We start from the raw sequence: 20,504 nt of genomic DNA on the forward strand, positions 1-20,504 counted from the left end.
GCGTGGGCGCCGAGGCGGTCGACGCGTGGATCCGGGAGTTCGCCCGGCTGATCGCGGCCAACAAGGACGAGCTCACCGCGCTCGATTCGGCGATCGGCGACGGTGACCACGGCACGAACATGGACCGCGGACTCACCGCCGTCGTGTCCATGCTGGACGCCGAGCCTCAGGCGACGCCGTCGGCGCTGTTCAAGAAGGTCGGCATGACGCTGATCAGCAAGGTCGGCGGGGCGAGCGGGCCGCTCTACGGCACGGCGTTCCTGCGGATGGCGGCGGCCGCGGGCGACGAGGTCGACCTGGCCAAGGTGCTGCGGGCCGCGCTGGACGGGGTGATCGCCCGGGGCAAGGCCGAGCCGGGTGACAAGACCATGGTCGACGCGCTGGCCCCGGCCGTCGACGCGCTCGAGGCCGGCGCGGGTCTGGCCGCGGCCGCCGAGGCCGCCGCCAAGGGGCGGGACGCGACCATTCCGCTCGTCGCCCGCAAGGGCCGGGCCAGCTATCTCGGTGAACGCAGCGCCGGGCACGCCGACCCGGGCGCCACCTCGGTGACCCTGCTGCTCACGGCCGCGGCCACCACCCTCGGCGATCAGAACTGATGGTCGGCCTGGTGGTGGTGTGCCACAGCCGCCCCCTGGCCCGGGCCGCGGTCGCCCTCGCGTCCGAGATGACGCAGGGGCGGCCGTTGGCGATCGAGGTCGCGGCAGGTCTGGACGAGACGACGTTCGGCACCGACGCGGTGGCGATCAGCGAGGCCATCGCGGCCGCCGACAGCGGGGACGGCGTCGTCGTCCTGATGGATCTGGGCAGCGCTGTGCTCTCGGCCGAACTGGCGCTCGAGATGGTCGACGAACCCGGCCGCGTCGTCCTCTCGCCCGCCCCGCTGGTCGAGGGTCTGGTCGCCGCCGCGGTGGCCGCCGCGTCGGGGGCCGACCGGCACGAGGTGGCCGACGAAGCCAGGAACGGCCTGGCCGGCAAGCAGTCCCATCTGGAACAGGACGTCGCGGTCGAGCAGACACCGGCCGGCGGAACCACCGTCAAGGTGATCAACAAGCACGGTCTGCACGCCCGCCCCGCAGCCCGCCTGGTCACCGAGATCCGGGCCTTCGACGCCCGCGTCGAGCTCCGCAACGCCACCACGGGCACCGGCTGGGTGCCGGCGTCCAGCCTCACCCGGGTGGCCACTCTGGGCGCCCTGCAAAACCATGAATTGGAGGTACGCGGCGAGGGTCGCGAAGCGGCGGAGGCGGTGAACCGCGTCGTCGCGCTGGCCGCCGCTGCCTTCGGTGAAACAGACGCAGAAGACGCCGATCACCCCCGTGGCGGCGGCGCCTCCCCCGGCATAGGCACAGGCCCCGCCCTGCGCATCCGCGAAGCCGCGATCGACCTCCCCGACGCGCCCTCGCAGGGCTCCGCGACCGAGTGGCGCCGCCTCGAAAGCGCGCTCGACGACGTCCGCCAGGAGATCGCCCGCCTGCACAGCCCCATCTTCGACGCCCACCGGCTGCTGCTCGACGACGACGACCTGCTCGCCGACGTCCGCGCCCGCCTCGACCGGAACGAGGCCGCACCGCAGGCCTGGTCCGCGGCCACCGCTCGCACCGCCGCCGCGTTCGACGCCCTCACCGACCCCTACCTGCGGGGCCGCGCCGCCGACGTCCGCGCCGTGTCCCAGCAGGTGCTACGCGCCCTCCTGAAGCTGCCCACGCCCGCCCCCGACGGCGACGGCGTGCTGCTGGCGGCCGATCTCACCCCGGCCGAGGCAGCCGCCCTCGACCCGGAACGGATCACCGGCGTGGTGCTGGCCGCCGGCAGCCCCACCTCGCACGCCGCGATCCTGACCCGCACCCGTGGCATTCCGGCCGTGGTCGGCGCGGGCCCGCAGATTCTGCAGATCCCCGACGGCACCCTGATCGCGATGGACGGCAGCACCGGCGAGGTGGTGGCCGACCCGTCCGAGCCGGTGCTCGCAACCTTCCGCGCAAGGGCCCAACAGCAGCGGGTACGGCGGAACGAGGCGCTCACCCGGGCCGCCGCCCCGGCCGTGACCACCGGCGGCGTGCCGATCGAGGTCGGCGCCAACATCGGCTCGGTCGAGGACGCGCGCGCCGCCGCGGCCAACGGCGCCGACCTGGCCGGTCTGGTCCGCACCGAGTTCCTCTTCCTCGACCGCGACGAGGCGCCGACCGTGGACGAGCAGGTTGCCGTCTACCGCGCGATCGCCGAGGCGCTGGGCGGCCGCCGGATCACGCTGCGCACGCTCGACGCCGGCAGCGACAAGCCCCTGCGCTACCTGCCCCCGCCGGCCGAGGCGAACCCGTTCCTCGGGGTGCGTGGCCTGCGGCATTCCCTGGCCCACCCGGCCATGTTCGCCGAGCAGCTGACGGCCATCGTCCGGGTGGCCCGGGAGACGCCGGTGAGCGTGATGTTCCCGATGGTGACCACTGTGGACGAACTGCGGGCGGCCCGCGCGATGCTGGCCGAGGCCGGCGACGCCCCCGGGCTGCAGGTCGGCATGATGGTCGAGGTGCCGGCGGCGGCGCTGCGGGCGGCGGAGTTCGTCCCGTACGTCGACTTCTTCAGCATCGGCACCAACGACCTGACCCAGTACACGCTGGCCGCGGAGCGCGGCAACGCCGCCCTGCTGTCGCTGACGAGCGGGCTCGACCCGGCCGTGGCCCAGCTGATCGACCACGTCGGCCGGGCCGCGGGCGACCGGGTGCTGGTAGCGGTGTGCGGCGAACTCGCGGGCGACGAGGCGGCCGTGCCGAGGCTGCTGGCTTCCGGCGTACGGGAATTGAGTGTCGCGCCCAGCCTGGTGCCCCTGGTCAAGCAGGCTGTCCGGGCCGCTTGAGCACGGCTCGCACGGCCCACCACGCCATCAGCAGCACGGTCACCATCTCGGCCAGGCCCAGCAGACGCTCGACCCCGCCCAGCGGAATGGCCCGCCACCAGCGCACACCCGTCCAGGGCTCGGCGAGCACGGCCCACAGGATCGGGGCGAAACAGAGCAGCGAGAGCACCCCGCCGAACGCCACCCAGCGGGCCGCGGCATCCCGCAGCGACCGCGCCGCGGCCAGCAGGGCCGCCGCCGGCAGACTCAGAAACGCCACCACGCTGGCCATCCGGTGAATGTCGCCGCTCATCGACGGACCGACGGACCAGTTGTGCTTCTCGAACCACACCACCCCGACCAGCCCGGCCACCCACAGGGCGAACGCCACCGCCGCCCCGCCCCGCATCACCCCGGCCCGCAGTGCCGCGACCAGCACACCCACCGACCCCGCGGCCAGCAGCAACGTGCCCGCGTCGAACCACCACCCGTTCTCGAGCAGCGCGTAGTGACTGATCGTGCGCCGGCTCCAGTCGAGCTCGGCCGAGGGCGGGACGAAGTGCAGCGCCGCATAGAAACCGAGCGCGGCCACCACGCAGGCCACGCCCAGCCCAGCCGGCACCACCACAGTCCGAGACCGACTCCTCATCCCACCGACCCTGCCACCACAACCTGTGTTCCAGCTGGTGGTCGTCGTTTCGGACGTGCGGGACGGCTGCTTCCGGCCGTCCCGCAGGTCCCCCGATGGTCACGCCGCGACGAGCGCCTCCGTCGGCGCCAGCCGGGCGGCCCGGATGGCCGGGTAGAGGCCGGCGATCGCCCCGATGGCCACGGTCGCGCCGACCCCGCCGGCCAGGGCCCACAGGGGCACCACGGTCGGCCACGCCTGGGTCGTCGCGTACAGGCCCGTCACCAGATAGCCGAGCAGCACCCCCGCGGCGCCACCGAGCAGGGAGAGCAACAGTGACTCGGTGACGAACTGGGTGCGGATCTGGCCCCGGGTGGCGCCCAGCGAGCGTCTGAGGCCGATCTCGGCCCGGCGCTCCAGCACCGAGATGACCATCGTGTTGGCCACCCCGATGCCGCCCACCAGCAACGCCACCGCTCCCAGGCCGAGCAGCAGGGCCGTGAACGTCTGGTCGGTGGCCCGCCGCGCGGCCAGCGCGTCGGACGGCTTCGACACCTTCACCTCGTCCGGGCTCGACGGGTTGGCCGTCGGCGCCAGCACCGACCGTACGGCCGAGACGTGCGCGTCCTGCGATCGGGTGTAGACCGTTGTCGGGTGGCCGTCGAAGCTGAGGTACGACCCGGCCGCCTGCCAGCCGACGAGCACCGCCGAGTCGAGTTCGGGCGCCAGCGGCACCGGCGCCAGCACCCCGGTCACCGTCCACCACCGGCCGTCGATGTAGACCGCCGGCACGTTCCCCAACCGGCGCGCCGCGGTCGCTCCGAGCACCACGGTCGGGTACGACGGCTTGACCCAGCTGCCGTGGGTGAAGGACGCGCCCACCGTCGACAACAGGTCCGGCTGCGCGGCCAGCACCGCCAGCCCGCCCGTCTCCCCCGCCGGTATCCGGTCCGTGCGGTAGACCGCCGTCGACGGCACCTTGCCGGTGGCCGTGGCCGACTGCACCGGGCCGATCCGGCGGATCATCGCCACCGCCGAGTCCGGCAGCACCGCCTCGTCGCCGAACATGGTCTGCCCGGGTGTCACCGTCAGCAGGTTGGTGCCCAGGGCGGCCAGCGCACGGTCGAGGTCGGCCCGGCTCGACGCCGAGATCCCCACGACCGCCGTCATCGCGGCGATGCCGATCGCGATCCCGAGCGCCGACAGCACGGCCCGCAGCGGGCGGGACCGCAGGCCGTACCCGCCCAGACGCACCAGATCCGGCACGCGCAACCGGGTCATGACGCCACCACCTGCCCGTCGCGCATCGGGACCTGCCGGGGCAGGCCGTCCGCGATCTCGTGGTCGTGGGTGATCACCAGAACTGTGGTGCCCGACGCGTTGAGCTCGCGCAGCAACTCCACCACCCCGGCCCCGGACACCGAGTCGAGGTTGCCGGTGGGCTCGTCGGCCAGCAGGACGGCCGGGTCGCCGGCGACGGCCCGGGCGATGGCGACCCGCTGGCGTTCGCCGCCGGAGAGCTGATGCGGGCGGTGGCCGAGCCGGTCGCCCAGGCCGACCCGGGCCAGGGCGGCCTCGGCGCGCCACTCGCGCTCCTTACGCCGTACGCCCGCATAGAGCAGCCCGTCGGCCACGTTGGCGACCGCGCTGCGCCCCGGCGCCAGGTGGAACTGCTGGAACACGAAGCCGATCCGGTGCGCCCGCAGCTCGGACAGCTGCCGGTCGGTCAGCGTGGCCACGTCGTGCCCGTCGATGCGTACGGTGCCGTGGGTCGGTTGATCGAGCGTGCCGATCAGGTGCAGCATCGTCGACTTGCCGGAGCCCGACGGGCCGACGATCGCCACCAGCTCGCCGTACGCCACGGTGAGGTCGACCGACCGAACGGCGGTGACCCCGCCCCGGTACGCCTTGGTGACGGCGGCGAGTTCGATCACGGCGCTCACGACGGCATCCCCACCTTCTGACCCGCCTGCAGGCCGCCGCCGGACACCTCGACCCGGCCGTCGGCGAACAGGCCGGTCTTGACCGCGACGATCCGCGTGCCGCCGGCCTCGACGATCTGCAGTCCGTAGCCGCCCTCGGCCAGCGCGAGCAGCGCCGGCACGGGCACGGTGAGCACGTCCGGCCGCTTCGACGAGACGAAGTCGACGGTGACCGCGGCCTCGTCGAGGTCCTTGGGCGGCTTGGTGAAGGCGACCGTCACGTCGATCCGGGTGCTGTCGGACTCGTTGCCCTCGCCCGGCTCCACGACCGTCTCAACGTCGGCGATCCGGCCCCTGGCCGTGCTGCCGTCGGGCATCTCGACGTCGACCGCCGCGCCCCTGCGGGCGAGTCGCTGGTCGTCGACCTCGAGGCCGACGGTGGCCACCATCGAGGTGCCGGTCGTCTTGAACAGCTCCGTGCCGGGTTGCACGACGGCGCCCCGCTCCACGCTGAGCGAATCGACGCGGACCGGCGCTTCGGCGTACGCGATCTGATCCGCCGCCACCCGGCCGGTCTCGGCCCGCCCGAGGTCGTCCTGCCAGTCCTCGACGGCCTCGGCGGTGGCCGACGTGTATTCGTCGTCCACCGTGAAACCCTGGTAGCCGAGCGCCCGCAGGTTCTTCTCGAACTGGAGCACGTCGGCTCCCTCGACGCCGGGGCGCAGCGTGCGGTACGCGGGCAGAGCCCCGTACAGCAGGGGAACTGGTTTGTTGTCGAGCCGGTAGAGCGACTTACCGCGCGTGATGACCGCGCCGCCGACCGGCAGGGCGGTGATCGTGCCGGCTCCGCGAGCGGTGACCGTGGCCGTGTCGCCGTGACCCAGCGTGCCGTCGTGCGACTCACGGTCGATCAGCGTTTCCCGGGTCACCTCGGCAGTCTCGGCCGGACCGCTGGTCTGCGGCTGGTCGCGGCTCTCGGCCTCGGGCAGGTTGAAGAAGGCGACCGCACCGACGGTCAGCCCTCCCGCGACGACTCCCGCCAGCAGCCCGCGCTTCATGCCGTGGCCCCGCCGCTGCCGGCGCCCGACTCGCTACGCTCATCGCGGTCGCCCGGCATGAACTGCGAGCACTTCTCCTCGGCCTTGTCGAACGCCGGGTCACCGGGGCCGATGCCCTTGCCGGACTTGTCCCGGCCGAGCCGGATCGAACCGTCGGGTTGCGGGTCCGGGAAGTCCGGCACGCCGTTCTCCCGCATGCACTTGGCCATTTTGCGGGCCATCTCGAGGAGCTCGGGGTCGGCCGGACCGGCGTCGCCGCCGTCGGGCGCGAATTCCTGGCACGCCTCCTGCGCGGCGTCGAACTTCTTCGGGTCGATGTTCTTCGGCACCCGGATCGCCGTCCGCCCGTCCGCATCCGGGTCGGGGAACCAGGTCATCCCGTTCTTGCGCATGCACTGCGCGAACTTGATCGGCGCATCCTCGTCGAGCGTCTTCGAAGCGGTCGGACTGCTGGTCGTGGGGGCGCCGCTCTGCGCGGTGGCCACCCCGTCCCCGTCGCCGGCGCGGGCCGCACAGCCCGCGGACGCGACCAACAGCATCAATCCGGCGAGCAACACCTTTCCGGTACGCATCACACTCTCCTCACCGTGCAGCCGGAGCGCTGCCACGGCTTCGAAGTAGAGCGAGCGCGGGGTTTCGCGGCCGTCACGGAAAAAAGTGACGCCCAGGTGACACAGCGGCGCGGCAGGATGGGCACCATGCGGATCCTGGTGGTCGAGGACGAGCCGCTGCTCGCCGACGCGGTGGCGCAGGGCCTGCGGCACGACGCCCACGCGGTCGACGTGGTCTACGACGGCGCCGCCGCCCTGGAACGCGCCGGCGTCAACGACTACGACGTGGTGGTGCTCGACCGAGACCTGCCGGTGGTGCACGGCGACGACGTGTGCCGGGCCCTGGTCGAGCGGGACGGCGACACACGGGTGCTGATGCTGACCGCCGCGGCCGGCATCGACGACCGGGTCACCGGGCTGTCCCTGGGCGCCGACGACTACCTGCCCAAGCCGTTCGCGCTGCGGGAACTGAGCGCGCGGGTCATCGCGCTGGGCCGCCGCGCCCGGCCGGCCGTGCCGCCGGTGCTGCGCCGGGCCGGCATCAGCCTCGACCCGCACCGGCGCGAGGTCTACCGCGAGGGCCGGTACGTGCCGTTGTCGCGCAAGGAGTTCGCCGTGCTGGCCGAACTGCTGCGCGCCGACGGCACGGCGGTGTCGGCCGAGACCCTGCTCGAGAAGGCGTGGGACGAGAACGCCGATCCGTTCACCCACGCCGTACGCATGACGATCCTCAAACTGCGGCGGAAGCTCGGTGACCCGCCCGTGGTGCTCACCGAACCGGGAGTGGGGTATCGGATCCCATGAGACTCACCGTGCGGGGCCGGCTGACCCTCGTCTACGGCAGCCTGTTCCTGGGAGCCGGCCTGGTGCTGCTCGGCGTGACGTATGTGCTGGTCTCCCAGCGTCTGCCGAAGGTGCTGGCGAGAACCGAGGCGACCGTGACACCGCCGGGGGTGGCCGGGACCGGCGACACCGTCGAGGTACGCCAGTTCATCGAGGGCACCCGCGACGACGCCCTGAACACGCTCCTGTCCCAGGGTGCGATCGCGCTCGCCCTGGTCAGCGCGATCGCCATCGCGCTGGGCTGGCTGATCGCCGGCCGCATGCTCCAGTCGCTGCAGCAGATCACCGCGACCGCCCGGCGTATCGCCGACGCGCCCGACGCCGACCGCGGTCTGCACGAGCGGATCGCCCTGACCGGCCCGCCGGACGAGATCAAGGAACTGGCCGACACGTTCGACATCATGCTGGCCCGGCTCGACCACTCCTTCGACGGCCAGCGGCGGTTCATCGCGAGCGCGTCGCACGAACTGCGCACTCCGCTCACCCTGAACCGCACGCTGCTCGAGGTGGCACTGACCCAGGAGGCCGCGTCGGAGGAGGTGCGCCTGCTCGGCACGACCCTGCTGGCGATCAACGACCGGCACGGGCGCCTGATCGACGGCCTGCTGCTGCTGGCCCAGTCGGAACGGCCGGTGGCCGAACGGTCCTATGTCGACCTGGCCGACATCGTCGAACACGTAGCCGTCTCGGACACGGTCAAGGTGACCACCGAATCCGGCGAGGCGACCGTGGCCGGCAACCCGGTGCTGCTCGAACGGCTGGTGCAGAACCTCGTCGAGAACGGCGTGCGGCACAACGTGCCCGCCAACGGCTGGGTCCGCGTACGTACGGGTTCCCGCCCCGACGGCTGGGCGGTGCTCGAGGTCAGCAACTCCGGCCCGATCATCCCGCGCTACGAGGTCCCCGGTCTGTTCGAGCCCTTCCACCGCTACGGCACGGAACGCCTCCACTCCCCCGGCGCCGGACTCGGCCTCTCGATCGTCCGCGCCGTGGCCCGCGCCCACGGCGGCGAGGTCCGAGCCGACGCCCGCGACGAGGGCGGCCTCGTCGTGACAGTCACCCTGCCGCGCGCGCTCTAGGGTCAGCCCAGTTCCATCTCGGCGCCGCTGCGGTAGCCAGTGCACTTCCGTCTCGCCGTCGAGGCGGTAATAAGTCCGGTTTCATCTCGCCACCGCCGCGCGGGTCAGTCCGGTCCCACCTCGCCGCCGCTACGGCGGTCCGTCCGGTCCCATCTCGCCGCCGTTACGCGGGTCAGTCCGGTTCCATCTCGCCGCCGTTACGCGGGTCAGTCCGGTTCCATCTCGCCGCCGTTGCGGTGGTCGGCCAGCACCGAGCCGTCGACCTTGCGTACCGTGATTCGCTCGAACAATGGCGTCAGATCGGGCGCCCGGTAGCCCGGCGCGATGGTCATGGCGGCACCGTCCCCGCCGGACAGACAGATGCCCAGCGCGCTCGGCCCGATTTCGCGCTCAATGATCCACCGGTCGGTGTTCCCGTTCCGGCAGCGTGGGTTGTCCCGGATGACCGCGTCGACAAAGTGGCTGGTGTCCCGATCGTCCGGCTTCAGGATCATCGACACGGTGTAACGCCCGGCCCAGGTTCCGCTCACGCTGTAGCCCGGCACCACCGCCACATAGAGCGGCAGCCCGACCGCCTCGAACTTCTGCGCCCGCCACCGATGCTGACAAGCCCACGTGAGCAACGCGGCAACGACCAGCACAACGGCGATCCCGCCAATCGACCGCCGTTTCCAGACCGAGCCCGGCGCCGCCTCGAGCAGCACGTGAATCGCCGACGCGGCCGAGCCCCAGATCACCACCGCCTCCAGGTTGTTGCGCTCGAGCCCCGCCACCAGCGGCACCACAGCCACCGGAAGCAGCCCCAGCGGCACCACCACATGCCCCCGCGCCCACCGCTTCCCCCGCGGCAGCGTCCTGATCACCGCAAGGACGCCCGCCGCGCCGATGGACCCGAGCAAGGCCCCCGCCAACCCGATGGAGGCGTCCTGGTCGGCGTAGTCCATCACCTGGTATTCGCCGAGCTGCCCGAACACCAGCGCGAGCGCCCCAACCGTGACCGCCCCGCAGACCAGCCCGCGCTCCCACCCCACCTGAGCCGCCGCATCGACCGTCATGAGCCGATACTCCCAACGCCGAGCAAGACGCGCCGCGCCGGAAGACGAGCAGGCAGCCCATCCCGAACGCAAGCAGGCAACGCCGCCGAAACGGGAGCTGCCAGTGCAGCCGCAACAAACGCGGCCGGCGTGGCCGTCAGGTGGGATGTCGGCTCGGGAGCCGCCGGTCCAGCCAGAACAGAAGCGGCCGGTCCAGCTGGAGCGAAAGCGGCCGGCGCCGCCGGTCGGGTGGAGATGCCGGCTCAGTAACGGCCTGCCCAGCCAGAACAGGGCCGGCCGGACCAACTGGAGCGAGAGCGGCCGGCGCCGGTCACGCGGGAATGTCGGCTCAGGAGCGGCCGGTCCAGCCGGAGCAGACGCGGCCGACGCTCCGGTCAGGCGGCGATGTCCGCTCAGCAACAGCCGGTCGAGCCGGAACCGGCGGGCGGTCCAGCTAGAGCGAAGGCGGCCGGCACGCCGACCAGGCGGGGACGCCGACTCAGCAACGGTCGGTTCAGCCGGAACCGGAGCGGCCGATCCAGCCCGAACCGAAGCGGTCAGCGTTGCGGCCAGGCGGGGATGTCGGCTCGGGTGGCGGGGTCGGCGGAATCGTCCGATGAGGACTGGGTGGCGGCGTGGCGGGCCAGGCCGATCACGCCCAGCGTCATCATGACGGCGGCGAAGGCGATGACGACCAGGCCGGCCGCGCCGAAGCGGAAACCCTCGCCGAAGACGACCACGCCGGTGGTCGCGGCCACAATGGGGTTGGAGACGCTTACCGTGGCCAGCGGGGCGGCCATTCCCGCACGGCCGTAGGAGAGCTGGCTCAGCAGGTAGCCGCCCGTGGCGAACACCAGCACCGCGATGGCGCCGACCGGTGACATCGTGCGGACGCCGCCGTCGGTGACTGCGGCCAGCACCGCCTTCGACAGCACCGAGGAGATGCCGAACGCCGTGCCGGCCGCCGCGGCCAGCAGCACCGACCGCATTCGCGGCCCGCCCGACCAGGCGGCCAGTGCCAGCGCTGCCACCACCGCGAGCGTGATCAATGCGAGGTTACGGTCTTCGGGCGGGGCGAGCCGCCGGGGCTCGGACGGCTCGACCGACAGCGACAGGATCAGCGCGAGGCCGATCACGGTGAGGAGCGCGTCGATCCAGGCGGCGCGGCTGATCGGCGTCTGCAGGCGGACGGCGGCGATCGGCAACGCGAAGAGCAGAGTCAGCGTGCCCAGCGCCTGCACCACGGCGACCGTGCCGAAGTTGAGCGCGATCACGTGCAGCACGACGCCACCGCCGGTGAGCAGCAGGGCGACAGCCCACCGCGACCACCCGCGCTGACCGTGCTCGGCGAGACGTTCCTGCGCCACCGCCGCGGCTGCGTAACTCGCCGCGGACAGAACCGACAACGCGACCGCCCACCCCAGCGACCCCATCTGCACCCCCACCCCCGAGTCTGCCAGACCCGGGCCCGTGCTCAGCCCGTGTCGCGCCTCACCCGGGCGCGGCGGCGGACCTCGGCCAGGCGGGCGGCGTTGCGGTCGATCAGGCCGTGGGCGCGGCGGCGGGCGAGTTCCTGCCGCTCGGCCAGGCGTGCGCGGCGCCGGCGGGCCGACTGCTCGACGGCGGCGCGGAAACGCTCATCCCAGGACTCGGGCTCGTTCCAGGTGCTTCTCGGTGACATGACGGCATTCTTCCGCGGGGGTACGACAGAAAATCCGCTTCGCACGGGATGGGACCGGCTGTCACGATCACACCATGGTGGCGGCCGCGGGAACGAGGATCGGATGGGGCGATCTGCCCACCGGTGTGCGCGAACAGATCGAGGGGATCCTCGGCGGCCGGGTCGTCGAGGCCGTCTCGCAGAACGGCGGGTTCTCCCCGGGCACAGCCGACCGGGTGCTCACCAGCGACGGGCGCCGCGCGTTCGTCAAGGCGGTCACCCCGGCCCTCAACGAGCACTCGGCCGAGCTGGCCCGGCAGGAAACACGGATCGCCTCGGCCCTGCCCGGCCACGTGCCGGCGCCGCGGGTGCTGGGCTCGTTCGACGACGGCGACTGGGTCGTGCTCGTGCTCGAGGACGTCGAAGGCGCTCACCCCCGTACGCCGTGGGTGGACCCCGAGATCGACGCCGCTGTGACAGCCCTCGCCGAGCTCGCCGACGCTCTCACGCCGTCGCCGCTGGCCGCTCCGGCCGTGACCGAGGTGCTCACCGAGGGCTTCGCGGGTTGGCAGCGGCTGGCCGCCGACCCGCCCGCCGACCTCGACCCGTGGGCCGCCACGCCTGCCCGAGCTGATCGCGGCGGCCGAACGCGGGCTCGTGGCGTCGAGCACCGGCGACACGCTCGCCCACTGCGACATCCGGGCCGACAACATGCTCGTCCGCCCCGACGGCCGGCTCATGATCGTCGACTGGCCGTGGGCCGCCACCGCGCCCGTCTGGTTCGACCGGGTGCTGCTCGCCCTCAACATCACCGTGCACGGCGGCGATCCCGAACGGGTGATCGCGGGCCTCGACCGGACCGTCGTCACCGACCTTTTCGCCGGTTTCGCCGGGTTCTTCCGCGACATGTCCCGCCGCCCGCCGCCCCCTTCGCTGCCGTCCGTGCGGGCCTTCCAGCGGTGGCAGGCCGACGCGCTGCTGCCCTGGTTACAGCGTGAACTGGGCCGCTGAACCGCCTGGCGATCAACTGCGTATCAAAACTCGCCGGCGTCGGGGACGGGCACCAGGTGGGAGGTCGAGCACACCGGCCGGGGGCGGGCAGTCCGGGGCACTAGTCTGGGAAGTCGGGCTTCGGCGTGGCGGCCCGGACAGGCCAGAACCTCACACGGAACGGAACATGATGACCGACCAGGCCAAGGTGCGAGTCCTTCTGTTGGAGAGCATCCATCCCGACGCGGTGTCCCGGCTCGAGTCCGCCGGATACGAGGTCGAGTCCGTCCGCAACGCCCTCGACGAGTCCGAGCTGATCGACCGCATCCGCGGCGTCCACCTGCTCGGCATCCGCTCGAAGACCAAGGTGACGGCCCGGGTGATCGAGGCCGCCGACAGTCTGGTGGCGATCGGCGCGTTCTGCATCGGCACCGACCAGATCGACCTGACCGCGGCCTCGGCCCACGGCATCGCCGTGTTCAACGCGCCGTTCTCCAACACCCGCTCCGTCGTCGAGCTGGCCATCGCCGAGATCATCTCGATGACCCGGCGGCTGACCGAGAAGAACGCGCTCATGCACGCGGGCGTCTGGGACAAGTCGGCCGACGGCGCCCACGAGATCCGGGGCCGGCGGCTCGGCATCATCGGCTACGGCAACATCGGCACGCAGCTCTCCGTGCTCGCCGAGAACCTCGGCATGTACGTGTCGTTCTACGACACGGCCGACAAGCTCGCGCTGAGCAACGCCCACCGCTGCGCGACCATCGAGGAGCTGCTCGAGACCAGCGACGTCGTGACGATCCACGTCGACGGCCGCCCCGGCAACGCCGGCTTCTTCGGCACCGAGCAGTTCAAGCGGATGCGCGAGGGCGCCCTGTTCCTCAACCTGTCGCGCGGCATCGTGGTCGACCACGTCGCGCTGCGCGAGGCGCTCGAGAGCGGTCACCTGGCCGGCGCCGCGGTCGACGTCTTCCCGACCGAGCCCAAGGGCCGCGGCGACGAGTTCGTGTCCGAGCTGCGGGGCCTGCCCAACGTCATCCTCACCCCGCACATCGGTGGTTCGACGGAAGAGGCGCAGTCCGACATCGGCGGATTCGTGGCCAACAAGCTGGCCTCGTTCCTCGACGAGGGCAACACCACGCTCAGCGTCAACCTGCCCGGCGTGGGGCTGCCCGAGCAGGCCGGCCAGAGCCGCATCGGCCACGTGCACATCAACACCCCCGGCGTACTGGCCCAGGTCAACAGCATTCTGGCCGAGCACAAGGTCAATGTGGAGGGCCAGCTGCTGAGCACCCGCGGCGAGTACGGCTACCTGATCACCGACATCGGCGGCGGCTTCAGCGACGAGGTGCTGGAGCGGCTGCGCTCGATGGAGCAGACCGTCCGCCTGCGCGTGCTTTCATAATTTCGTACGAAGTAAAGGAGCGCCCGGCCGAGGCCGAGCGCTCCTTTCAACGTCCGGGTCAGCCGTTCTCGACGGTCAGCGCGGCGATCGGGGCGCCGGCCCCCACGTCGTAGCGGTTCGGCACCGCCCAGTTCTTCGGCGTGAGCGTCGACCCGGGCGGAACATCCTTGATCGTACGGTTGCCGGCCACCACGGTCTTGGCCCCGCCGCCCACCTTGACCCGCACCGGGCTGCCCGACGGCGATGTCACGACCAGCTTCTCCACCGCGCCGTTCACCTTGATCGGCACAGTGCCGTTGGGACGGGCGAGCGTCAGCTGCGCGGTGCGCATGCCGCCGACCATCTCGACCCCGCTGACCTGGCCGCCGCTGAGGTCGATCATCTGCTCCTCGGCATAGCCGGAGAGCCGCACCGACCAGCGCACCTTGGCCGCCAGCACGACGTCGATCACGCCGCCGGTGCCGTCGCCGTCCTTGGTGACCTGGAGCTTCAGGTCATCGTTGCGCAGCACGGGGCTGGGCAGGAAGCCCGCGTCCTCGGGGCTCGAAATGCGATAGAGGTCGTCGCCGAGCTCACCGATCGTGAGGTTGACCCGGTTGGTCGCGGCGAGCATCTCGAAGCTGGCCTGGCTGCGGTTGTCGAGCGGGGCAGTCACCGTGCGCTTGCCCGACTCGCCCGCGCCGAGCTGGAGCACCGAGTCGAGGTCGTCGTCGTTGCCGGTGAAGTAGACGACACCGACGATGCCGCCGGCGATCAGCACGACGAGGCTCATGAGGACGATGCCCACGGTGACCGCACGCGACTGACGCGGCGGTTCGGGTATCGCGACAGCGCGGGGCGGTTGCCCGGCGTGACGACGGTCGGCGACCTCAGGGGCGCCGGTCGGCTCGCTTTCGTCGAGGAACCGGCGGAACTCCCCGGTGTCACCAACGAGCCGCTGCTCCCCCGTGCTGCCGACCCGCCGCTGCTCCCCCGTGCTATCAAAGCGCCGCTGCTCGCCCGTGCTCTCAAAGCGCCGCTGCTCGCCCGTGCTCTCGAACCGCCGCTGCGCCCCCGTGCCGTCGGACCGCCGCTGCTCGCCGGCGTTGTCGAAGCCCGCGCCGTCAGACCGCGCACCACCGAAGCCGGTGCTGCCAGAACTGGCGCTGCCGGAATCGGGGGCGGTGACGCGCCGCACGGGAAGGCTGGGCGGGGGCGTCCCGGTCGGTACCGGCGGCGGCGCTGATGGCGCGGCCGGTGAGGTCGGTGACGCCGGGTGACGTACGGGAGAGATCGGCCCCGACGTGACGCCGAAGGAGATGCGGCTCGTCCCGCCCGGTGTGGCCGGTCCGTAGTCGGGGGCCTTCACCGCCGGGGTCTCGCCGGTGGTCGTGGTGCTGGTTGCGGTCTCACCCGTCGCGGTCGCTCCGGCGTCGCCGAACCACATCGGCGAGTCGGTTGCGGGGCGAGCGGGAGGCCGCCGGTACACGGTGTCGCGGGAACCGCCGCTAGGCGATCCCGGTGCCGACGGCTCGGCCACCGCCACATCGGACGGTGTCCCACCAGCCGCTGCTCGGTCAGCTGCTGTTCGGTCCACGCGAAGCCCTTCCCCTGTCGGCGCTCTGACGCGCGCCGTGCCCGCAAACAGGTACGGATCTCACGTCTTCCCGGATGAGTACTGAGCAGAACTACTTACAGTTACTGCCGACCGGGTCGCACCAGGCCACGCCGGGTGGCGATCGCCACCGCCTCGAGCTGGCTGTGCGCGCCCAGCTTGGCCAGCACAGCCTTCACGTACCCGCGGCACGTGTGCAGGCTGATGCCGAGACGCCGGGCGATGGCGCGGGCGTCGAGGCCGGCCGCCATCAGTTGGAGCACCTCATCCTCACGGGCAGTGAGGCCGCCGCCACGCGGACCGACCACCGGGCTGGTGCTGCGCAGCAGCCGGGCGAGGATGTCGGTCGACACGGTCATGCCGCCACCGTGGGCCGTACGCAGCGCATTCAGCACGTCGCCGAGCGCACCGTTCTTGGACAGGAAGCCAGCCGCGCCGGCCGCGGTGGCCCGGCCGACGAGCGCCGATTCATCGCTGGCAGTGAGGATCACCACACGTGTGTCCGGCTGACGCACGCGGAGCAGTTCCGCGATGGCAATTCCGTCCGCATCGGACAAATCCGGGTCGAGCAGAATGACGTCGGGACGCAACTCGGCGGCGAGCCGCAGGGCCTCGGCGCCGGTGAGCGCATGACCCACGTAATCGAGGTCGGGCTGGCCGGCCAGAGCGTGTCCGAGCAGCTCGGCAAACGTCTGGTGGCCGTCGACGACGAGCACGCTGATCGCATCGCCGTTACTCATGCGCCACCTTTCACCGAATCCGACCGTGGAATTCTAAGGAGTATCAGCCTTCATCTTTGCCGTACCAACAGGCTGGGGGTGCACCGCCCCGGCTCGGCCCGGCCGGTACACCCGACGGCCGGTTGAGTCCGAGCGGACGCGATAACCAGTCTTTCGGGTGAGACCACCCCCCGCATTGGGGCTTGCTCGTGAGACTCCCTCACCAGCAAAGTTCCGAAACATGTTCGACATCCAGCTCTTCGGTCGCGTCGAGGTCCGGACCAGGGGCGTCGTCCTGGCCGGAACCGACTTCGGCGGCGACCACCCCCGGCACATCCTGGCTCTTCTGGCTCTGCGTGGTGAAATGTCCACCTCGGAGCTGGCCGGGCTGCTGGGAGAAAAGAAGAACACCGTCGAAAGCGACATGTCGGTCCTGCGCCGCCGGCTCGAGCCCGAGGCGACGCCGCGCGACTCCGTCGTCCGCCGCGAAGCCGACCGCTGGTCACTCAACCCCGAACGCGTCCGGGTCGACGTCGCCCGCTTCGACGAGCTGGTCGCAGCGGCCCAGGGCCGCCCGGCCGACCGCGCCGTCAAGCCGCTGACCGCGGCCGCCTTCCTCGCCACGCGCCCCCTGCTCGAGGACGAGCACGAGCCCTGGGCAGCCGAGGCCCGAGCCGAATACCGCGCAAAGCTGGCCACGGCACGCCCCCACGACAAGACGCGGGTCGGCTAGAAGGCGGCACAGGCCGACGTGCGACACGGGCCATATTGCGAGCGGTGGCCCGCGCGACGACGCAGAATCGCCGCGTGCCCGCACCGCTGACCGTCCTGCGCCCCCTGCCCTTCGTACCGGAGATCTCGCTGTTTCTGGCCGACTCGTCGGCGGGTCTGTTCGACGCCGCGGGTGGCGAGTTCCACAGCGACGAGCCCCCGCCGTTCTGGGCCTTCGCCTGGGCGGGTGGACAGGCCCTGGCCCGCTACCTGCTCGACCATCCGGAAACGGTCGCCGGCCGGCGCGTCCACGACCTGGCTACCGGCAGCGGGGTCGCCGCCGTCGCCGCCGCGAAGGCCGGCGCCGCCGACGTGTCCGCGACCGACCTCGACCCGGCGTCCGTGGCCGCCGCCCAGCACAACGCCGCCGCCAACAACGTCACGCTCCGTGAAGAACCGCCGGAAGAGCTGGACGTGCTCCTGGCCGGCGACGTCTTCTACAGCCCCACCGTGGCGGCCGAGATGACGCAACGCCTGCGCGCGGCCCGGCGGAAATCGATCGAGGTGCTGGTGGGCGACCCGGGCCGGGGATATTTCCCCGCGCGGCTCTTCGAGCGGGTTGCCGAATACTCCGTGCCGGTTCCCCCGGCCCTGGAAGAGTCCGAGACGCTCATCACAGCCGTCTGGCGGATGCGCTGATTAGTTTCATCGACCAAGCAGTTGTACGCTACACGCAACCTCCTCCCACCTCTCCGGGGCAGACACGTGCGCGAATCAGACACCGGTGACGCCATCCCGCGGATCGCCGACGAACTTGTGCGGTTCCACCGGCTGGTGGCCCGGGCCCGGGGCATGCTCAACGTCGGGGATTTCGGTGCGGAGTACTCGGCGCTGATGCTTCTGTTCCCGCTGCGCTACCGGGGCCCGATGCGGGCCACCGATCTCGCCGAGATCAAGCAGGCCGACCCGTCCACCGTCAGCCGGCAGGTCGCCCAGCTGGTCAAGGCCGGTCTCGCCCGCCGTGAGGCCGACCCCGGGGACGGGCGCGCCTCCCGGCTCGCCATCACCGACGCGGGCCTGGCCGCCGTCGGGGAGCTCGAGGAGGCCCGTCAGGCCTGGCTGCGCGACGTGCTGGGTGACTGGTCCCCGGATCAGGCCGCCACGTTCGCCGGCCTCTTCGCAGAATTCAACAGCTCGGTCGAGGCCCGCCTCGCCACACCTCGGGAGAACCCGTGAGCAACTCCGACCCCTCTGCCGCCGCGCCCGCGCGGGCGTCCACGGAATTCACCCATCGTCAGATCCTGACGATCCTGGGCGGCCTCATGATGGGCATGTTCCTGGCCGCGCTCGACCAGACGATCATGGCCACGGCCACCCGCACGATCGCCGACGACCTGCACGGCTTCGACATCCAGGCCTGGGCCACGACGGCCTTCCTGATCACGTCGACGATCTCGACGCCGCTCTACGGCAAGCTCTCCGACCTCTACGGCCGGCGTCCGTTCTTCCTGTTCGCAATCGGCATCTTCGTCGTCGGCTCGTTCCTGTGCGGCCTCTCGCAGAACATGTACGAACTGGCCGCGTTCCGGGCCATCCAGGGCGTCGGCGCCGGCGGCCTGATGTCGCTGGCCCTCGCCATCATCGGCGACATCGTCCCGCCCCGCGAGCGCGCCAAGTACCAGGGCTACTTCCTGGCCGTCTTCGGCACCGCGAGCGTGCTCGGCCCGATCCTCGGCGGCTTCTTCGCCGGCGCCGACAGCATCCTGTGGGTCGACGGCTGGCGCTGGGTGTTCTACCTCAACGTCCCGATCGGCATCGCTGCCATGGTTGTCGTGGCCCGGGTGCTGCACCTGCCGCACCAGCGCGTCGACCACCGCATCGACTGGCCCGGCGCGGTCGCCCTCATCGTCGGTCTGGTGCCGCTGCTGACCATCGCCGAGCAGGGCCGCACCTGGGGCTGGGACTCCGGCCGCGCGTTCCTCTGCTACATCATCGGCGCGATCGGCCTGGTCGCCTTCGTGCTAGCCGAACGGGCGTACGGGGACGAGGCCCTTCTCCCGATCCGGCTGTTCCGCAACCGCACCATCGCCGTCGGCGCCACCTCCAGCACGATCCTCGGCATGGCGATGTTCGGCGGCCTGATGACCGTCCCGCTGTACCTGCAGATCGTGAAGGGTTCCTCGGCCACGGCGGCCGGCCTCCAGATGATCCCGTTCGTCTTCGGCATCATGTCCGGCTCGATCATCTCGGGCCAGCTGATCGCCCGCACCGGGCGTTACCGCATCTTCCCGATCATCGGCAGCACGCTCATGGTCGCCTCGCTGGCCCTGTTCGCCACGATCGGCGCCGACACCCCGCTCTGGCGGGTCATGCTGATCATGGTGCTGATGGGTCTCGGCCTGGGCGGCAACATGCAGCCGATGATCACCGCCGTGCAGAACGCGGTCTCCCCGCGCGAGATCGGCGTGGCGACCAGCTCGGTGACGTTCTTCCGCTCGATGGGCGGCACGCTCGGCACCGCCGTCTTCCTCTCGGTCCTGTTCAACGTGCTGCCCGGCAAAATCAGCAGCGCGTTCCAGCAGGCCGAGCGCACCCCCGAGTTCCAGCAGGCGCTGGCCGCCAACCCGGCCCAGGCCCAGACGCTTCAGCAGGCCACCGGCGGCGACGCCCTGAGCGACACATCGTTCCTGAACCGCCTGTCCGACGTGGTCGCCCACCCCTTCAAGGTCGGCTTCTCCGACGGCATCCAGGTGGTGTTCCTGCTGGCCCTGGCGGTCATGGTGATCGGCCTGATCGTGGTCTTCTTCCTCCCCGAGATCCCGCTCAGCATGCGCTCGGCCCAGCAGCAGCGGGCCGACGACATCCTGGCCGCCGAGAACAGCATGGGCGTCCCCGGCGAGGTCGGCGCGGGCCCCCTCACCGACGAGGAGATCTACAGCCCGGACTCCACCAAGTCCCGCTGACGTCCCGCCCTGCCCCACGGCCCGCCTGATCAACGTCAGGCGGGCCGTTCCCGTCCGGCGCTCACTCAGGCGTCGGCCGGCTTCTCGACGTGCTGGATCACCTCGAACTCGAGCAGGCTGGCGCCCGTGGCGGCGGGACGGGCGCGTTCGCCGGCGTGGGCGGCCCGGCCGCTGCCGCTGGACCAGGCCTGGAACGCCTCTTCGGATTCCCAGCGCGTGTAGACGAAGTAGCGCGTCTCGCCGCCGACCGGGCGCAGCAGCTCGAACGCCAGGAAGCCGGGCGCGTTCTCGACCGCGCCCTTGCGTGCGGCGAAACGGGCCTCGAGCTCGGGGCCCGCGCCCTCGGGAACGTCAATCGCGTTGATCTTCACAACAGCCATGCGCCAACGCTACTGCCCGACCAAGGCCCCTCCCGGGCCTGTGGATAACCCTGTGCATGGAGCCACCCGGCCGGACCCACGCGGCCGCGCGCGTCACTCGCAGGCACGCGACTTTCGCAGGCACGCGGCACTCGCTG

General features: G+C 71.7%; 20 protein-coding genes and 1 pseudogene. 10 read left to right on the forward strand and 11 right to left on the reverse strand.

Translation table 11 applies throughout. The annotated features are described in order from the left end of the window. Positions 1-2: 2 nt before the first annotated feature. Together dhaL and ptsP are read left to right on the forward strand one after the other, a co-directional pair. Positions 3-596: a dihydroxyacetone kinase subunit DhaL gene (dhaL, locus tag KXC43_RS38500; protein ID WP_308129451.1), complete on the forward strand. Its 594-nt coding sequence runs from the start codon at positions 3-5 to the stop codon at positions 594-596. Then, positions 596-2,851, forward strand: coding sequence for a phosphoenolpyruvate--protein phosphotransferase (gene ptsP, locus KXC43_RS38505; protein WP_221381165.1), 2,256 nt, complete (start codon positions 596-598; stop codon positions 2,849-2,851). Before dhaL ends, ptsP begins: the two co-directional genes overlap by 1 nt. Here the strand turns inward: ptsP and KXC43_RS38510 are convergent. The 5 genes from KXC43_RS38510 to KXC43_RS38530 all read right to left on the reverse strand — a co-directional run bounded on the left by KXC43_RS38510 (position 2,826) and on the right by KXC43_RS38530 (position 7,010). Continuing rightward, a complete protein-coding gene (locus tag KXC43_RS38510) occupies positions 2,826-3,479 on the reverse strand; it encodes a DUF998 domain-containing protein (RefSeq protein ID WP_221381166.1) in 654 nt (217 codons plus the stop codon). The two genes, ptsP and KXC43_RS38510, sit on opposite strands and share 26 nt — an antisense overlap. A 99-nt stretch (positions 3,480-3,578) precedes the next feature. Continuing rightward, positions 3,579-4,739, reverse strand: a complete 1,161-nt coding sequence (locus tag KXC43_RS38515) for an ABC transporter permease (protein WP_221381167.1) — start codon at positions 4,737-4,739, stop codon at positions 3,579-3,581. Next, the gene (locus tag KXC43_RS38520) at positions 4,736-5,392 is read right to left on the reverse strand and encodes an ABC transporter ATP-binding protein (protein ID WP_221381240.1); all 657 of its coding nucleotides are present in this window, start codon (positions 5,390-5,392) and stop codon (positions 4,736-4,738) included. Before KXC43_RS38520 ends, KXC43_RS38515 begins: the two co-directional genes overlap by 4 nt. Positions 5,393-5,397: 5 nt before the next feature. Continuing rightward, entirely contained in the window at positions 5,398-6,438 is a 1,041-nt protein-coding gene (locus tag KXC43_RS38525) for an efflux RND transporter periplasmic adaptor subunit (RefSeq protein ID WP_221381168.1), read from the reverse strand. After that, positions 6,435-7,010, reverse strand: coding sequence for a hypothetical protein (locus KXC43_RS38530; protein WP_221381169.1), 576 nt, complete (start codon positions 7,008-7,010; stop codon positions 6,435-6,437). Before KXC43_RS38530 ends, KXC43_RS38525 begins: the two co-directional genes overlap by 4 nt. A gap of 126 nt (positions 7,011-7,136) precedes the next feature. Between KXC43_RS38530 and KXC43_RS38535 the strand changes: the two genes are divergently transcribed. Both KXC43_RS38535 and KXC43_RS38540 read left to right on the forward strand, forming a co-directional pair. Next, complete coding sequence (locus KXC43_RS38535; RefSeq protein WP_221381170.1) at positions 7,137-7,793, forward strand: response regulator transcription factor; 657 nt, start codon at positions 7,137-7,139, stop codon at positions 7,791-7,793. Continuing rightward, positions 7,790-8,911, forward strand: a complete 1,122-nt coding sequence (locus KXC43_RS38540; RefSeq protein WP_221381171.1) for a sensor histidine kinase — start codon at positions 7,790-7,792, stop codon at positions 8,909-8,911. Before KXC43_RS38535 ends, KXC43_RS38540 begins: the two co-directional genes overlap by 4 nt. A gap of 206 nt (positions 8,912-9,117) precedes the next feature. On the opposite strand, the gene KXC43_RS38545 is transcribed toward KXC43_RS38540, so the two are convergent. From KXC43_RS38545 to KXC43_RS38555, 3 genes are all read right to left on the reverse strand, one after another. Further along, a complete protein-coding gene (locus KXC43_RS38545; protein ID WP_221381172.1) occupies positions 9,118-9,966 on the reverse strand; it encodes a hypothetical protein in 849 nt (282 codons plus the stop codon). 536 nt (positions 9,967-10,502) lie between these two features. Then, positions 10,503-11,378, reverse strand: a complete 876-nt coding sequence (locus KXC43_RS38550) for a DMT family transporter (protein WP_221381173.1) — start codon at positions 11,376-11,378, stop codon at positions 10,503-10,505. 41 nt (positions 11,379-11,419) lie between these two features. Next, entirely contained in the window at positions 11,420-11,626 is a 207-nt protein-coding gene (locus tag KXC43_RS38555) for a hypothetical protein (protein ID WP_221381174.1), read from the reverse strand. 74 nt (positions 11,627-11,700) lie between these two features. Between KXC43_RS38555 and KXC43_RS38560 the strand changes: the two are divergent. Together KXC43_RS38560 and serA are read left to right on the forward strand one after the other, a co-directional pair. Beyond that, positions 11,701-12,616: pseudogene (locus KXC43_RS38560) on the forward strand (phosphotransferase family protein). A 166-nt stretch (positions 12,617-12,782) separates the two neighbouring features. Beyond that, a complete protein-coding gene (gene serA / locus KXC43_RS38565) occupies positions 12,783-14,000 on the forward strand; it encodes a phosphoglycerate dehydrogenase (RefSeq protein ID WP_221381175.1) in 1,218 nt (405 codons plus the stop codon). A 58-nt stretch (positions 14,001-14,058) separates the two neighbouring features. Here serA and KXC43_RS38570 read toward each other — a convergent pair whose 3' ends face one another. Beyond that, positions 14,059-15,426, reverse strand: a complete 1,368-nt coding sequence (locus KXC43_RS38570; protein ID WP_221381176.1) for a hypothetical protein — start codon at positions 15,424-15,426, stop codon at positions 14,059-14,061. 251 nt (positions 15,427-15,677) lie between these two features. After that, positions 15,678-16,334 carry a response regulator gene (locus KXC43_RS38575; protein WP_221381177.1) on the reverse strand — a complete coding sequence of 219 codons (657 nt, stop codon included), beginning with the start codon at positions 16,332-16,334 and terminating at the stop codon, positions 15,678-15,680. A gap of 220 nt (positions 16,335-16,554) precedes the next feature. Here KXC43_RS38575 and KXC43_RS38580 point away from each other — a divergent pair, with 220 nt between their 5' ends. The 4 genes from KXC43_RS38580 (at position 16,555) to KXC43_RS38595 (ending at position 19,987) form a co-directional block, all read left to right on the forward strand. Next, the gene (locus KXC43_RS38580; RefSeq protein WP_221381178.1) at positions 16,555-17,046 is read left to right on the forward strand and encodes an AfsR/SARP family transcriptional regulator; all 492 of its coding nucleotides are present in this window, start codon (positions 16,555-16,557) and stop codon (positions 17,044-17,046) included. A 74-nt stretch (positions 17,047-17,120) separates the two neighbouring features. Beyond that, positions 17,121-17,723, forward strand: coding sequence for a class I SAM-dependent methyltransferase (locus tag KXC43_RS38585; RefSeq protein WP_221381179.1), 603 nt, complete (start codon positions 17,121-17,123; stop codon positions 17,721-17,723). 66 nt (positions 17,724-17,789) lie between these two features. Next, positions 17,790-18,260 (forward strand): MarR family winged helix-turn-helix transcriptional regulator, encoded by a 471-nt coding sequence (locus KXC43_RS38590; RefSeq protein WP_308129452.1) that lies wholly within the window; start codon positions 17,790-17,792, stop codon positions 18,258-18,260. Beyond that, positions 18,257-19,987, forward strand: a complete 1,731-nt coding sequence (locus KXC43_RS38595) for an MDR family MFS transporter (protein WP_221381180.1) — start codon at positions 18,257-18,259, stop codon at positions 19,985-19,987. The genes KXC43_RS38590 and KXC43_RS38595 overlap by 4 nt, the downstream gene beginning before the upstream one ends. Positions 19,988-20,052: 65 nt before the next feature. Here the strand turns inward: KXC43_RS38595 and KXC43_RS38600 are convergent, their stop codons facing one another. Then, positions 20,053-20,367, reverse strand: coding sequence for an antibiotic biosynthesis monooxygenase family protein (locus KXC43_RS38600; RefSeq protein ID WP_221381181.1), 315 nt, complete (start codon positions 20,365-20,367; stop codon positions 20,053-20,055). Positions 20,368-20,504: the final 137 nt, after the last annotated feature.

Source organism: Paractinoplanes polyasparticus, from assembly GCF_019710575.1.
Lineage (GTDB): Bacteria > Actinomycetota > Actinomycetes > Mycobacteriales > Micromonosporaceae > Actinoplanes > Actinoplanes polyasparticus.